This is a genomic window from Streptomyces sp. NPDC107522, assembly GCF_055657525.1.
This window is the reverse complement of sequence record NZ_JBVKAU010000001.1, coordinates 860,260-874,701: the sequence shown is the minus strand read 5'-3', so window position 1 is coordinate 874,701 and position 14,442 is coordinate 860,260. Positions and strand designations below refer to the sequence as shown.

Annotated in this window: 13 protein-coding genes; 4 read left to right on the top strand and 9 right to left on the bottom strand. The window is 71.0% G+C overall.

Translation table 11 applies throughout. The annotated features are described in order from the left end of the window. The first annotated feature begins 112 nt into the window (after positions 1-112). Complete coding sequence (locus tag ACZ7L6_RS04025; protein WP_471920366.1) at positions 113-1,159, top strand: LacI family DNA-binding transcriptional regulator; 1,047 nt, start codon at positions 113-115, stop codon at positions 1,157-1,159. Positions 1,160-1,238: 79 nt separating this feature from the next. Here ACZ7L6_RS04025 and ACZ7L6_RS04020 read toward each other — a convergent pair whose 3' ends face one another. The 4 genes from ACZ7L6_RS04020 to ACZ7L6_RS04005 all read right to left on the bottom strand — a co-directional run bounded on the left by ACZ7L6_RS04020 (position 1,239) and on the right by ACZ7L6_RS04005 (position 6,093). Beyond that, a complete protein-coding gene (locus tag ACZ7L6_RS04020) occupies positions 1,239-1,361 on the bottom strand; it encodes a hypothetical protein (protein ID WP_471920365.1) in 123 nt (40 codons plus the stop codon). A 161-nt stretch (positions 1,362-1,522) separates the two neighbouring features. Then, on the bottom strand, positions 1,523-2,644 hold the full coding sequence (locus tag ACZ7L6_RS04015) for a serine hydrolase domain-containing protein (protein ID WP_471920364.1): 1,122 nt from the start codon (positions 2,642-2,644) through the stop codon (positions 1,523-1,525). A gap of 42 nt (positions 2,645-2,686) precedes the next feature. Then, the gene (locus ACZ7L6_RS04010; RefSeq protein WP_471920363.1) at positions 2,687-4,231 is read right to left on the bottom strand and encodes an alpha-L-fucosidase; all 1,545 of its coding nucleotides are present in this window, start codon (positions 4,229-4,231) and stop codon (positions 2,687-2,689) included. An 11-nt stretch (positions 4,232-4,242) separates the two neighbouring features. Beyond that, positions 4,243-6,093, bottom strand: a complete 1,851-nt coding sequence (locus ACZ7L6_RS04005; protein WP_471920362.1) for a family 20 glycosylhydrolase — start codon at positions 6,091-6,093, stop codon at positions 4,243-4,245. Positions 6,094-6,360: 267 nt separating this feature from the next. Here ACZ7L6_RS04005 and ACZ7L6_RS04000 point away from each other — a divergent pair, with 267 nt between their 5' ends. Next, positions 6,361-7,704: an amidase gene (locus ACZ7L6_RS04000; protein ID WP_471920361.1), complete on the top strand. Its 1,344-nt coding sequence runs from the start codon at positions 6,361-6,363 to the stop codon at positions 7,702-7,704. Between the two features lie 32 nt (positions 7,705-7,736). On the opposite strand, the gene ACZ7L6_RS03995 is transcribed toward ACZ7L6_RS04000, so the two are convergent. From ACZ7L6_RS03995 to ACZ7L6_RS03980, 4 genes are all read right to left on the bottom strand, one after another. Further along, the gene (locus tag ACZ7L6_RS03995) at positions 7,737-8,669 is read right to left on the bottom strand and encodes a S1 family peptidase (RefSeq protein WP_471920360.1); all 933 of its coding nucleotides are present in this window, start codon (positions 8,667-8,669) and stop codon (positions 7,737-7,739) included. A 143-nt stretch (positions 8,670-8,812) separates the two neighbouring features. Beyond that, positions 8,813-9,988 carry a GDSL-type esterase/lipase family protein gene (locus tag ACZ7L6_RS03990; protein ID WP_471920359.1) on the bottom strand — a complete coding sequence of 392 codons (1,176 nt, stop codon included), beginning with the start codon at positions 9,986-9,988 and terminating at the stop codon, positions 8,813-8,815. 16 nt (positions 9,989-10,004) lie between these two features. Beyond that, positions 10,005-10,583 (bottom strand): TetR/AcrR family transcriptional regulator, encoded by a 579-nt coding sequence (locus ACZ7L6_RS03985; RefSeq protein WP_471920358.1) that lies wholly within the window; start codon positions 10,581-10,583, stop codon positions 10,005-10,007. Positions 10,584-10,830: 247 nt separating this feature from the next. Next, a complete protein-coding gene (locus ACZ7L6_RS03980; RefSeq protein WP_107086874.1) occupies positions 10,831-11,004 on the bottom strand; it encodes a hypothetical protein in 174 nt (57 codons plus the stop codon). A 474-nt stretch (positions 11,005-11,478) separates the two neighbouring features. Here ACZ7L6_RS03980 and ACZ7L6_RS03975 point away from each other — a divergent pair, with 474 nt between their 5' ends. Together ACZ7L6_RS03975 and ACZ7L6_RS03970 are read left to right on the top strand one after the other, a co-directional pair. Next, positions 11,479-11,928 (top strand): hypothetical protein, encoded by a 450-nt coding sequence (locus ACZ7L6_RS03975; RefSeq protein ID WP_471920357.1) that lies wholly within the window; start codon positions 11,479-11,481, stop codon positions 11,926-11,928. A 25-nt stretch (positions 11,929-11,953) separates the two neighbouring features. Further along, positions 11,954-12,784 (top strand): SDR family oxidoreductase, encoded by an 831-nt coding sequence (locus ACZ7L6_RS03970; RefSeq protein WP_471920356.1) that lies wholly within the window; start codon positions 11,954-11,956, stop codon positions 12,782-12,784. A gap of 59 nt (positions 12,785-12,843) precedes the next feature. Here the strand turns inward: ACZ7L6_RS03970 and ACZ7L6_RS03965 are convergent, their stop codons facing one another. Continuing rightward, positions 12,844-14,364, bottom strand: a complete 1,521-nt coding sequence (locus ACZ7L6_RS03965) for an SDR family NAD(P)-dependent oxidoreductase (RefSeq protein WP_471920355.1) — start codon at positions 14,362-14,364, stop codon at positions 12,844-12,846. Between the last annotated feature and the right edge of the window lie 78 nt (positions 14,365-14,442).

Below are 14,442 nucleotides of genomic sequence, written 5' to 3'. Positions count from 1 at the left end.
TTAGTGGCTAATGCGCATTAGGGACATCCAGCTGAACCGCATTAGTCCCACTTCCCTGAACCGCATTAGTGCATACTGCTTCGGGAATGTGTCGGCGGAATGGGGAAGCACCATGTCAGGCAAGCGGTCACCGGCCCGTCGGCCGACCATGAAGGACATAGCGCGGCACGCCGGGATCTCCCAGAGCGCGGTCTCCTTCGCGCTCAACGGCCGGCCCGGCGTGTCGGAGGACACCCGCGACCGGGTGCGGCGGGTCGCCGAGGAGCTGGGCTGGCGGCCCAGTACGGCGGCGCGCGCACTGTCCGGGGAGGGCGCGGCGACGGTCGGCTTCGTGCTGGCCCGTCCGGCCGACACACTGGGGGTCGACTCCTTCTTCCTGCAGCTCGTCTCGGGCATCCAGGAGGTACTGGCCGAACGCCATCTCGGCCTGCTGTTCCAGGTGGTGGAGGACGTGGCGGACGAGTGCGCGGTGTACCGCCGCTGGTGGGCCGAGCACCGCGTGGACGGCGTCCTGGTCGTCGACCCGCGCACCGACGATCCGCGCCCCGACCTCCTCGACGAACTCGGCCTGCCCGCCGTGGTGATCGGCGGCGCGCCCGACGAACGCCATCCCGGCCTGTCGACCGTCTGGGCGGACGACGCGGGCGCGATGGCCTCGGTCGTGGACGGCCTGTACGCCCTCGGCCACCGGCGGATCGTGCACATCGCCGGGCTGCCCGGGCTCGCCCACACCGAGCGCCGCATTCGCACGCTGCGGGCCGAGGCGGGGCGCCGTGGCCTGTCGGAGGTGGAGTCGGTGACCACCGACTACTCCGATGCCGAAGGCGCGGCCGTCACCCGCCGGGTCCTGGAGGGCCCCACTCCCCCGACCGCGCTGATCTACGACAACGACGTGATGGCCGTGGCGGGCGCCGCCACCGCGGCCGAACTCGGCTTCTCGGTACCCGCGGACGTCTCGGTGGTGTCCTGGGAGGACTCGGCACTGTGCCGCATGGTCAAGCCCTGGCTGTCCGCACTGTCCCGGGACAGCGTGGAGTTCGGCCGCACGGCAGCACGCGAACTGACCGCGCTCCTCGACGGGGGGTCGGCACGGGCGGTGCGGGTGCCGGTTCCGCGGTTGATCGAGCGGGGCAGTACCGGGGTGGCGCGGGACATGTGACAGCCACGACCTGGGACAGCGGCTGACCGCCAAGTCCCGTCCGGCCGACGCCGCGAGGCGAAAGGGTCATCGGCCCGATTCAGCCGTGCCGGACAAGGGCGATCTGGGAGGGCAGCGGTGTCAGCGGATCGACGGCTCTGCCACGTGACCACTTCTGGAACAGCCCCTCGGTCGTCTCCACGGCGGCCACCACCATGGTCACCTTGAAGTCCCTCGCTCCAGGTGGTCCACAGGGCCCAGCGCTGCACGGAGGCTCCGACGAGTCGGACCCGAGGCCGGTCCTCTTCCTGCGTGTCCACCCTGACACGGTCGGCGAGGCGCTCTATCTCGCGGAGATAGTCCAGGTCACTGAGGTCGGGGAAGTCATGAGGGCGGTCTCTCGACGCGCAGCCCCTGAAGCCCTTCGTAGGCGGACATCACGAGGTCCAGTCCGCGGGTGTCGTTCGCGGGCTCGCGCATCTGGTTGGTCACGTATGCCACGACCATCCGGCTGTCGGGATCGATCATCACCAGGGAACCGCCCCAGCCGCCCCAGCCGTAGGTGCTGCCGAACAGGCCGTAGCCCAGGCCCCACCGCATCGGCATGCCCAGCACGCGGTCGTCGCCGTCGAACTGCTCCTCGCACGCACGGTCGCAGCCGGGCCGGGACAGCAGCCGGACCCCGTGCACCTCTCCCCCGCAGGCGAGCAGGGACTGCACGAGGGCCACCGAACGGGCGTTGCCGTACCCGCTCGCCGCGGGGATCTGCGCGCGGCGCCAGGCCAGGCTGTTGCCGTCCCGGACACACACGCCGTTGCCCGCCTCGGAGCCCGTCGGATTGCCGGGCGCGCTCGCGGCGTAGTCCTCGTCCCGTCCGGCGGGCGGGATCGTGGGCGCGACCCGATGGTCGTGGTCGGGCGACAGCCCGATGTGGAAGTCCGCGCCCAGCGGCCCGGTGACCTCCTCGGCGAGGAACTCGCCCACGCTGCGGCCGGTGATCCGGCGCACGACCTCGCCGACCAGGAACCCCTGGGTGAGCGAGTGGTATCCGGCCGCGGTGCCCGGCTCCCATCCGGGTTCCCGCGCTGCGAGCCGTGCCGTCGCGGAGGGCCAGTCGTAGAGCTCCTCGACCGAGCCGTCCCAGTCGGGCAGGCCGGCGGTGTGCGCGAGCAGATGCCGTACCAGCACCTTCTCCTTGCCTGCCACGCCGAACTCCGGCCAGTACCGGGCGACCGGCGCGTCCGGGTCGAGTGCGCCCCGGTCGGCCAGGACGAGGGCGCACAGCGCCGTCATCGTCTTGGTCACGGACCAGACGTTGACGATCGTGTCGCGCTCCCACGGCATCGTGCGGTCCGCGTCCGCGAACCCGCCCCAGACGTCGACGACCGGCTCGCCGTCCACGAAGACCGCGACGGAGCCGCCCACGTCCCCGGCGTCCAGTGTGGCGGCCAGTGCGTTCGGCACGGCGATGAACAGGTCGTCGTAAGAGCCCTCGATGTCGGCCATGCGCCCTATCCAGCCCGTGCCGACCCGTCCCGGTCAACCGAATTACGACGCCCGTGACCGGTACAGCCCGAACTCCACGAGCCGTGCCGCGGCGCGTGAGCCGGTCACCCGTACCCGCCACCGCCGGGCCCGCACGGGGGCCGCCAGCAGCAGAATCCGGCTCGCGCCGACCGTCCCCGCCCGGGTCACCTCCGTCCAGGCACCGTCGCGATGCGCCTCGACGACGAAGCTCTCCACCTGCTGCCCGTGCCCGATGTCCTCCGCCAGCCGGATCCGGTCCACCTCCCGCTCGCGGCCCAGGTCGACGGTGACACGGCCCGGCGAAACGGTGGTCCGGGCGCCGCGCGCCAGGTCTTCCGGGAGCTCTCGGTCCACGCGTTCGCGAAACTCCCGCAACCGTGCCACGTCGGCGGCGGGCAGCAGACCGTCCGTGTCCGGTGGGATGTTGAGCAGGAGCACCGAGTTGCGGCCCACGGACCGGAAGTAGATGTCCGTCAACTGCTCGACACTCTTGGGCGGTTGGTCGGCGTGGTAGAACCAGCCGTCCCGGATCGACACGTCGCACTCGGCCGGCCACCACTGGAGGTAGTCGGCCACAGGCCGGGCCTTCACGAGTGCGTCCCTGCTGCCCATGTCCGGTGCGTCGTAGGACAGCGCGTAGTCCGTCCGGCCGTAGTCCTTCTCCTGGACCGGTACGACGCTCCACTCGTCCTGGCGGGCCAGCCCGCCCTCGTTGCCGACCCAGCGCACGTCCGGGCCGGACACGGCGATCACGGCGTCGGGCGCGAGCGACCGGACAAGGGTGTACCAGCTGTCCCAGTCGTACCTCTCCACCTTGTCCGGAGGGATGCGTCCCTGCGCGCCGTCGAACCACACCTCGTCGACCGGTCCGTATTCGGTGAGGACCTCGTAGAGCTGGTTGAGCATGTGGGCGCCGTAGTCGGTGGCCGGGAGGGTGTACGACCGTGACGGGGTGCGGTCGTCGCCGTCGACGAGGGTGGGGATGGTGCGGTCGGTGCGGGCGCTGCCGTTGGCGTAGACGCCGTGCAGGTACTGGTTCTCGTCGGCGGGTGAGATGTAGACGCCGACCTTGATGCCGTGACGCCGCATGGAGTCGGCGAAGGAACGCAGGACGTCGCCCTGTCCGTCGCGCCAACTGCTCGACGCCACCGAGTGGGCGGTGTAGCGGGACGGGTAGAGAACGAAGCCGTCGTGGTGCTTGACGGTGAGGATGGCCAGCCGGAAGCCGCCGTCGCGCAGGGCGCGGGCCCACTGGTCGGTGTCGAGGCCGGCCGGCTGGAACACGTCCGGGTCCTCGTCGCCGGTGCCCCACTCCAGGCCGGTGAAGGTGTTCACGCCGAAGTGCAGGAAGGCGGTGCGTTCCAGGCGCTGCCACGCGATCTGCCGCGCGGTGGGGCGGACCTGCGAGGCCTTGCGGACGAGGTCGGCCTCGGTGTCGTCGGGGCTGACGGGGACGCGGTAGAAGGAGTCCTCCTCCTTGGTCCCGGCGGCCGTCGCGACCGAGGGGATGCCGGACGCGGCAAGGACGGTGGCGGCGGTGACGAAGACGCGTCTGGAGATGGTCATGGAGGGTCTCCTCAGCTCAAGTGCCAGACTGCGGGCGTACGTTGGTCGGCCGGGTACTGCACGATCCGGCCGTCGTCGGTGACGGTGAGCGCCATCTGCGTGATCGCGTCGACGAGCCGGTAGCCGCCTTTGGCGGGCTCGAGCACCCAGCGCTGCAAGGTGTTCGCCGCGTCGCAGGTGTCCCAGGTCGCCTGGATTCCGGGCTGCAAGGGCACGTTGAGGGTGAGCTTGCCGCCGCTGATCGCCAGGCACCCGGCCGCCGACCGCAGCGTCACATAGCCGTCCGCCGTGCGCTGTACCGAGGCCTCGAACGACTGCCCGTCCGCCTCGAAGGTGTACGTCCCGTCCGCCACCGGCATCCGGGTCAGCTCCCGCCACCCGGGCGCGTGCCCGACCACAGTGCCGCGCGCGGTGAACTCGGCATACGTGGCGTCGGGGTGCGGATCGCCCCACGTGGCCTGAGCGATGTGCCGGAGCGCGGGCCACAGGGCGACGGCGACCTCGTTCTCGGTCTCGCCCCGGCCGTTGTCGGGCCACAGGCTGATCTTCGCGCCGGTGATGCCCTCGCGGGAGGCGAGCTTCTCGCCCTCGAAGCTGCGCGGGTCCCAGCTCTGATCGTACAGCCCCTTGGTGTCGCTGTGGAAGCCGCCGCGGACCAGGTACAGGGCGTATGTGGCGTTCATCAACGGATAGCCCTGGGCGAGGAGTTGGCTCGGCTTCGTCGCTACGTTCAGCCAGTGCTCGACGGTCGTTCCTGCGGCCACCGGGACGGTGTTGGCGCCGGTGAGCCCGTCGTTCCAGATGCGCAGGCGCTTGCCCTTGCCCGCCGCGTAGGCGTGCACGCGGTTGACGAAGTCGATGAACGCGTCCTGGGGTGTCGCCTCGGGGCCGTACTTGTCCTGGGCGTACTTCAGGATCTGCGGATACTTGGCGAAGTCGGAGCCGAGCATGTACTCGTCGGCTCCCATGTGCCAGGACCGGGAGGGGAAGACCTGGGCGTACTCGTCGATCAGGCCGGCGTAGTAGGCGAAAGCCTGTGGCCTGGTGATGTCGAGGCGCGAGGGCTGCCTGTTGCCGTCGGAGTCGGTGAGTTGCAGGTCCGGTCGGTTCTCGATCCACGGGTCCATGTGGCCCGGGGAGTTGATCTCGGGGATGATCTCTACGTGGTACTTCTCGCCGAGGGCGACCAGGCGGCGGATCTCGCCCTTGGTGTAGTAGCCCCAGGTGTTGGCCTCGGGATGGGCGTCGCTCTTCACCTTCAGTTCGAGGAGCAGCTGGTTGAGCTTGTGGTACGCCATCTCGCGGACCAGGTTCTCCAGCCAGGGCAGCGAGATGTGGATGTAGCAGGCGCAGACTCCGACACCCCGCTCCTTGTAACGCGGTACGTCGACCGTGCGGCCCGCGGGGACGCGGTCGCCCTGGGCGAGAAGCTGGAGGAGGGTGCGGGTGCCGTAGAAGGCGCCGGTCTCGGTCGCCGCGGTCACCGACAGCCTGTTGGCGGCGCGGAGTTCGTAGCCCTCCGTACCGAGGGAGGTCCGGGAGGGCTGAACGTCGATGACGATGTCGCCGGGACGGGCGCCGCCTCGCACCACGGGTACCGTGCCGTGCCCTGCCTCGCGGAGGTCGTCGGCGAGCGTGTCGGCGACGCGCCGTTCGGTCGCGCTGTCGGCCACGAGGCGGGCGGAGCGCTCGTAGGTGTAACTGCCGGAGGCCGGTGTCCAGTCGGTCAGGGCAGGCACGGTGACGGGCGCCGCCTGCGGCTCCGGAAGCTCCTGAGGCTCCTGCGCGACCGCCGGCACCGGGGCCGTGAAGAGCAGCATCAGTGTCGTCAGGACACCGGCTGCTCTCAAGCGTCGTCTCATGCAGTACATGAGGTACATGAGGCACCCCCATTCATCGGATGTCTGATGATTGAGCGGGCCTCAGGGGCTGTCAATGGACCCTGAAGTGAGCGCAGTTGACTCATTGATCGGATGATGCGCAGGTCAGTAGGGCCGCGTCAGCGAGAGGCGTGACGAAAAGTCCAAGAGGACCCACCTGAATATCCAAGCCGAGCGTCCTCTCGACTCCGGGCCCGCCGCCCGGCAGAGTTCTCCTACATACTCGCGAGTAAGCCCTGAGGAGCGCCCGTGACCAGCTGGGTCGGCCGGACCGCCGCCGAGATCGCCGCCGCCGTACGCGAGAAGCAGGCCACACCCCGTGAGGTGGTGGCCGAGCACCTGGCCCGCATCGAGCGGCTCGACGGCCGCGTCGGTGCTTTCCGCGTGGTCCGGGCCGAGGCGGCGCTCGCCGAGGCCGACGAGGTGGGCTCACGCGCCGATCTGGCCGAACTGCCCCTGGCCGGCGTGCCGGTGGCGGTCAAGGACAACCTCGCGGTGCGCGGCGAGTCCAACCGCCTCGGCTCCGCGGCGACGGCGGACACCCCGGCCGACCACGACCACGTCACCGTGGCCCGGCTGCGGGCCGCCGGCGCGGTGGTCGTGGGGCTGACCAACGTGCCGGAGCTGTGTGTCTTCGGCACCACGGAGGGCGTGCACGGCACCGCCCGCAACCCGTGGGACACCTCGCGCACGGCGGGCGGCTCGTCCGGCGGCAGCGCGGCCGCGGTCGCGGCGGGCATGGTGCCGATCGCCCTCGGCAACGACGGCATGGGCTCCCTGCGCATCCCGGCGGCCAACTGCGGCCTGCTCACCATCAAGCCCGGCACCGGCGTGGTCCCGGCCGGCATCGGCGACGGCGACTGGTTCGGCATGTCGGAGAACGGCCCGCTGGCCACGACAGTCGAGGACGCCCGCCTGATGCTGTCCGTGCTCGCCGACACCGAGGTCGCCCTCCCGGACGCGCCCGGAACGCACAGGATCGCCGTGTCCCTGCGCAGCCCGCTCGCCGGGGTCACCATCAGCAAGCCGTACGCGACCGCCGTACGCGAGGCCGCCGGGCTGCTGATCAAGGCCGGTCACCAGGTGCGGCGCGCCGACCCGCCGTACCCGATGTCGCTGGGCGTCACCGCGCTGACCCACTGGACGGCGGGTACGGCGGTGGACGCCCAGGGCTTCGACCCTCGCCGGCTCACCCGCCGGACCCGGGTCCACGCCGCCGTCGGCAAGCGCTTCGTCGACCGGGTGCGGGGCGGTGAGACCCGTGAACAGCTGCGCCGCCGCCTGGAGCCGTTCTTCGCCGAGTACGACATCCTGCTCACCCCGGCCCTCGCCCGCCGCTCCCCCAGGTCCGAGCCCTGGCACGAGCGGGGCTGGCTGCGCAACGTCATGGCCAACACCAACTACTCGCCGCTGACCCCACCGTGGAACCTCACCGGCTGGCCCGCCCTGACCGTCCCGTTCGGCACCCTGCCCTCCGGCGCCCCCTGCGCCGTACAACTGGTGGGACGCCCCGGAGCTGAAGCGGATCTGCTGGCGCTGGCGCGGCGGGTGGAGGAGCTGCGTCCGTGGCGGCGGACGGCGCCGCTGGACTAGGCCGTTCCTTCAACGAGCGGGTGTGCTCGTGCTCAGTACACGTGCACCCCGTAGGCGTTGAGGGCCTCGGTGACCGGCTGGTAGAACGTCGTGGCGAAGAACGGGATGCTGCAGCTGCCCGAGCCGCCGGAGGTGAGGCCCAGCCCCTGGCTGCCTGCGTAGAGGGGGCCGCCGCTGTCGCCGGGGTTGGCGCAGATGTTGGTGCGGATCATGCCGGTCACCGTGCCTTGCGGGTAGCGGACGGTCCAGTTGAGGCCGGTGACACGGCCGCAGCGGGTACCGGTCGTGGAGCCGCGGCGGCAGACCTGCTGATTGAGCTGGGCCTCGCCGGCGCCGGTGATGTCCTGGCCGCCGACCGTGCCGGGCGGGACGGGCTGTCCGCTGTCGTACCGCACGATGCCGTAGTCGTTGCCGGGGAAGCTTGACCCGGCGGTGGTGCCGATGTGTGTGACGAACCGGTCGGAGTACCAGTCGGTGATGCCGTTGGTGCAGTGGCCGGCGGTCAGGAAGAAGTAGTTCCCGGCCCCGTCCTGGGTGTTGAAGCCGAGGGAGCAGCGGTACTGGCCGGCGGAGCCGCTGCCGTAGACGGCGTCGCCTCCGGAGAGGTACGCGGTGAGTTTGCCGTGCAGGCGCTCGACGTGCAGCGCGCCGGCGTTGGCGCCCGCGCCCCGCTTGATGGCGTCGATCGCGGAGGCGGACACGGTGCTGTCGGCGGCGAGGAGCACCCTGCCCGACGTGGCATCCACGCTCCAGGCGGTGCCGGCCACATCGGCGCCCGCGACCGCCTTCTCGACCGCGGCGAGCTGCGCGGTGCTGTACGTGCTGGTCGGGTCGGGGTCGGCGGCGCCTGCGGGGGTCGCAACCCCGGCCAGGGCCGTCGCCACCAGGGCGGTCAGCCCGGACGCCAGGGCGACCAGGCGGATACGGCGTCTCGCGCCTCGGGGCGCCGGGCGTCTGATCCTCATATGGGTCTCCAGGAAGGGTCGAGCCACACACCACGGGACGGGAACGGCCACTCGGTGATCTCTTCCGGACGCTAACCGCGCCCCGAGCCTCCGGCGACCCGGACACATCGCACGGGTGACGGCCCGACAGGCCGGCGTCGCCCTCAGGGAGCGAAGGGCCCGTCCGCGCCGAACGCCAGCCGCGCGAAGCGTTCGCCGATGCGGCGGTGGGTGGCGGCGTCGGGGTGGAGCTGGTCGGGCAGGGGCAGTTGGGCGGCGTCGCTCTCGCCGTAGAGCTCGCGGCCGTCGAGGTAGTGCAGGTTCGGGTCGTCGGCCGCGCGCTGCTTCACGATGCGGGAGAGCTCGTCCCGGATGACGCCCAGGGTCAGCTTGCCGCTCGCGCGCTCCGCCGGGTCGCCCATGGCGACGAACCGCAGCTGTCCCTTCGTGAGGCCGGTGAAGTCCGGGGCGCAGGGACCGGGTGTGTCCTCGTGGATCGGGCACAGGATGGGCGACACGACCAGCAGCGGTGTCGTCGGGTGTCCTTCGCGGACGGTGTCGAGGAAGCCGTGGACCGCGGGGCCGAAGGCGCGCAGCCGCATCAGGTCCAGGTTGACGAGGTTGATGCCGATCTTGACGCTGATGAGGTCGGCGGATGTGTCGCGCAGGGTGCGGGCGGTGAACGGGTCGAGCAGGGCGCTTCCGGCCAGGCCCAGGTTGATCAGTTCCACGCCGCCGAGGGAGGCGGCGAGCGCGGGCCAGATGCCGGTGGGGCTCGCGGCGTCGGAGCCGTGGCTGATCGAACTGCCGTGGTGCAGCCAGACCCTGCGGCCCGGATCCGGCGCGGGCTCGACGGGGGCGTCGGTGCGCAGGGCGATCAGTTCGGTGGTCTCGTTGTGCGGCAGCCAGATCTCGACGTCCTTGTTGCCGTCGGGCAGCCCGGTGAAGCGCAGGGTGCCGGGTCGGCCGGGCCGCTGCTCGGCGGTCCCGGCCATCATGTCGACGGTCACGACGTTTCCGTCGATCACGCTGCCCTGCCCGGCCGGACGGCCGTCCACGATCAGGTCGTATACACCGTGCGGCCGGGGCGGGGCGCCCACATAGGTGCGTTTGGTGGGCAGTGTGTCCAGTTCGACGGCGGTGGCCCGGGTACGGAAGGCCAGCCGTACACCGGACGGCTGGGACTCGGCCATGGCCAGCTGCCCGTCGGTGTTCTGGGCGCGCGCCCGGGCGGGCAACCGGTGCGGCAGGACGCCGTGTTCGGTGCGTTCGACGTCGAGGGCGCCCCGCAGGAGGTCGGCGGTGACGGGCGTGGTGATCCAGTCGTGCTCGGTGTCCATGTCCTCAGCCTGTCGATCAGGTGGTGGGCTCGGTCGGCCAGTTGCGCAGCAGGGCGTCGAGGGCGTCCAGGACCCGCGTCCAGGTCTCCTCGGAGTCGGGGGCGCTGTGGCTGAAGCCGCCCGCTGTCTCCAGGCTGGCGTAGCCGTGGAAGACGCTGCCCAGCAGCCGTACGGCGTGCGTCGCGTCCGGCTCCGTGAGGTCGTAGCCGCGCAGGATCGCCCGCGTCATCTGCGAGTGCCGGACGCCGGCGCCGGCGGCCGCCGTCTCGGGGTCGAGCCGCATCCGTGCGGCGGCGGCACGGCCGGGGTGCTCGCGGCCGTAGTCGCGGTAGACGTTCGCGAAGGCGACGAGGGCGTCCTTCCCGGCCCGCCCGGCGATGGCGTCGGCGGCCCGGTCGGCCAGTTCCTCCAGCGCGAACAGGGCGATCCGTGTCTTGAGGTCCTGGGAGTTCTTCACATGCGAGTACAGGCTCGCGACCTTGACGTCGAACCGCCGGGCGAGCTCCGACACGGTCACCTGCTCGAAGCCGACCTCGTCGGCCAACTCGGCCCCCGCCCTGACCAGGCGCTCCGTGCTCAGTCTCACGCGTGCCACAACGACCCTCCCGTTCGCCAGAACGATTATGCATTTACCTAAAGCGTTTAGGCAAACGAGAGGGTCGTTAAGTTCGTTGTCTACAGTTCTCGACTCATAAGCTCTCGTCGACGGCGACGATCCGGGGCCGGAAAGAACAAATCCGCGGCCGGTGACCGGCCGCGGCTCCTCTGATCAGCATGGGCGCGAGTCGCACGCGCCCATGCCGTCGGCGATCGCGAAGGGTTCTGCCCCGTCCGTCGATCCGTCAGTCGACGCTGGGCAGGATGTGGGGCTCGGCGAGGTCGTCCTCGTAGCCGGCCAGGCGAATGGGGGCGGACCTGGCCCACACATCGAGACTGCCGATCTCCTTCGACCGGCGGCCCGCGCGCTCCGTGCGTTCCTTGGGGCGCTGTTCGCGATTCGTCTTCTCAGGTGTCACCGCGCACTCCTTCTGTGTCGGATCACCCTCGGGGCGGGGCCGGCCCAGTCTGCGGTCCGGCACCTGACGCCCGCTCGGGTCTTAGTCAAAGTCGGTTCGGACGCGGTGGCGCCGGTAACTGGTGTGCAAGCAGGCCGTTGTGCACCGGCTTGTCCCGGGACGGACCATGGGTGTGGGTTGGGACCCTGTGGTTCTGTCCGTCCGCTACAGACTAACCAAATGAGCGGGTACCCGCTCGATGGGGCTGCAAACAAGGTGTAACTATCCGGAGTCGGCCGGTATTCGACCCATGCGTTGTTCACGTGTTTGTTACGGAACATGAGGTTTGCCCTCACCTGTTCGGCTCAACATCGCCTGCCTGTCCGACCCGCGCCGATCGGCACGCCGCGCAGTTCAGGTCCCGTTGGCCGATTCGCAAGGCGGCCATGGTCTGCTGACGGACGGCAACGGCTTGTCCGGCGGGAGGACTGACGCATGGAGCTGCGCAGTGTCGAAGAGCTGATGGATCTGCTGTACGCCTGCCGGGGCACCCGGGACACCCCGGGCCTCGCGAACACCCGAGTCGATCTGCACCAACACGCGCTGCAGACAGCCGCCCTGCTGCGCCGCGTCCGCCCCGCCGACAAGGAACTCCAGGTCGCGGGGCTCGTTCATGCCATCGGCCCGCTGCTCAGCCCGGCCGACGCACACCACCACTCCGACTGCGCGGCGGACGCGGTACGCCCCCTTCTCGGCGAGCGCGTCTCCCGTCTCGTCCGGGACCAGTGCCGGGCCCCGGAATTCGCCGACGACGACCTGCTGCGCCTGCGCCAGGCGGACGAGGAGGGCCGCAGCGCCGAGTTCGACGCGGGGGTCCTGGAGGACTGGCGTGCGGTGCTGGAGCTGGTGGCGGCCAGGAACTCGCCGCTGGGAGCTGTCAACTGACGGCCCGTCATGAGACCGTACGACGATGACATCGTCGTCGCACGGTCTCCAGGGCGTGGCCGCCGGACTCCAGGGCAGGGCCGCCCTGGTCACCGGCGGCACACGCGGCATCGGACACGCCGTCGCCCTGCAGCTGGCCGCCGCCGGCGCACTGGTGTGCGTGACCGCGCGGGACGCCGACGAGGTGCGGCGGACGGCCGCCGGGCTGGGCGGCGTCGGAGTGGCGGGCAGCGTGGCCGACCCGGATCATCTGCGGACGGTCGTGGACCGCACCCTGCGCGAGTTCGGCCGCATCGACATCGTCGTGAACAACGCGGCCACCAACCTGCCGTACGGCCCCCTCATGGACGCCGATCCGCCGGCGTGGCGCGAGGCGTTCACCGTCAACGTCGAGGCACCGCTACGGCTGGTGCAGCACGCCTGGCGGGCCTGGATGCGCCAACACGGCGGCACGGTGGTCAACGTCTGCACCGAGGGCGCCGGCCATGTCGGCCCCCACATCGGGGCGTACGGCACCAGCAAGGCGGCCCTGCTTCACCTGACCCAGCAGCTCGCGGGCGAGCTGGCCCCGAGGGTGCGGGTCAACTCTGTCTCCCCCGGCCTGGTACGGACCGAGATGGCCCGGTTCGTGTGGGAGCCGGGCGAGGAGGAGGTGGCCGCAGGGCTGCCGCTGGGACGCATCGGGGAGCCCGAGGATGTGGCGCGGGCCGTGCTGTGGCTGGTGTCCGACGCGGCGGAGTGGGTGACGGGAGCGGACCTGTTGGTGGACGGCGGGACACGGGTGCGGGCGGCACGAACGGCAACCGGATACGCATGGCACGAGCACCTACGATCGCGCGGCGATGCAACCCCCTAGGGGCGCGGGGAACTGCGTGATCAGCCCCCACGACCCGCAGGCGCACCACCGGCCTCCGCTTACCACTTACCGGGCGCGTAATCCTTCAGAAAGACCCCGTACAGATCCTCCCCCGCCTCACCCCGCACGACCGGGTCGTACACCCGCGCCGCACCATCGACCAGGTCCAGCGGCGCGTGGAACCCCTCCTCGGCCAGGCGCAGCTTGTCGTAGTGCGGACGCTCGTCCGTGATCCAGCCGGTGTCGACGGACGTCATGAGGATGCCGTCGCTCTCGAACATCTCCTGCGCACTGGTCCGCGTGACCATGTTCATCGCGGCCTTCGCGGCGTTCGTGTTCGGATGCCCCGCACCCTTGTAGCCCCGCCCGAAGACGCCCTCCATCGCCGAGACGTTCACGACGTACGCGCGTCCGCTCTCCGCCTTCTTCGCGGCCTCGGCCATGGCCGGCCGGAGCTTGCTGATCAGGATGAACGGCGCCGTGTAGTTGCACAGCTGGGTTTCCAACAGCTCCACCGGGGAGATCTGCTCGATGGTCTGCACCCAGGTGTTGGTCTCGACGACGTCGGGGACGAGGCCGCCCGCGTCGATGGCGGTGCCGTCGAGGTGCCGGGCGACGCTGGCGTTGCCCGCGACCAGGGCGAGGTCGGCGACCTTCTGGGCGTCGAGGCCGCTGGTGCCGAGCGGCAGGGCGGCGAGGCCGTCGACCGCGCCGGAGTTGAAGGCGCCGATGACGTGGTGGGCGGGGAGCTCACCGGCGGGCAGCGGGGCGCTCTCGCCCTCGACCAGGGCGGCGTAGGCGGAGGGCAGACGGCGTACCGTCTGCGTCGCGTTGTTGACGAGGATGTCGAGCGGGCCGGCGTCGGCGACCTGGTCGGCGAGGGCCACGGCCTGGGCCGGGTCGCGCAGGTCGATGCCGACGACCTCCAGGCGGTGCATCCAGTCCGCCGAGTCGTCCATGGCCTTGAAGCGGCGGATGGCGTCCTTCGGGAAGCGCGTGGTGATCGTGGTGTGCGCTCCGTCGCGCAGCAGCCTGAGCGCGATGTACATCCCGATCTTGGCACGGCCGCCGGTGAGCAGGGCGCGCTTGCCGGTGAGGTCGGCGCGGGCGTCCCGCTTGGCGCGGTTCACGCGGGCGCAGTCGGGACAGAGCTGGTGGTAGAAGTAGTCGACTTCCACGTACCGGGTCTTGCAGGTGTAGCAGGAGCGGGGGCGCTGGAGTATCCCCGCGACCCTGCCCTCCTCGGTCCGCGACGACGGCAGCAGGCCCTCGGTCTCGTCGTCGATGCGCTGGGCGGAGCCGGTCGCCGTGGCCTCCGTGACCGCCTTGTCGTGGGCGGTCTTGGCGGCCCGGCGCTCCTGGCGGCGGCGCTGCTTGACGGTGCGGTAGATGTGCGAGGTGGCCCGGCGCACCTTGATCGCGTCGGGGTGGTCGACCTCGAGCTTGTCGAGCTCCTCGAGCACGCTGAGGCAGACGGCGAGCCGCTCGGGGTCGATGCCGGGGCCGTACTCGACCTCGTCACCGGGCTCGTGCGCGACCTCGTGCGTGATCGCCGTCGCGCCGTCCTCTGTCACCGTCATCGCCGCTGCCGTTTCCCTGCTCACCCACGCGGCGCTCCGACCGCGCCCGCTTTCGAACGGGGAATTCTACGGAGCGCC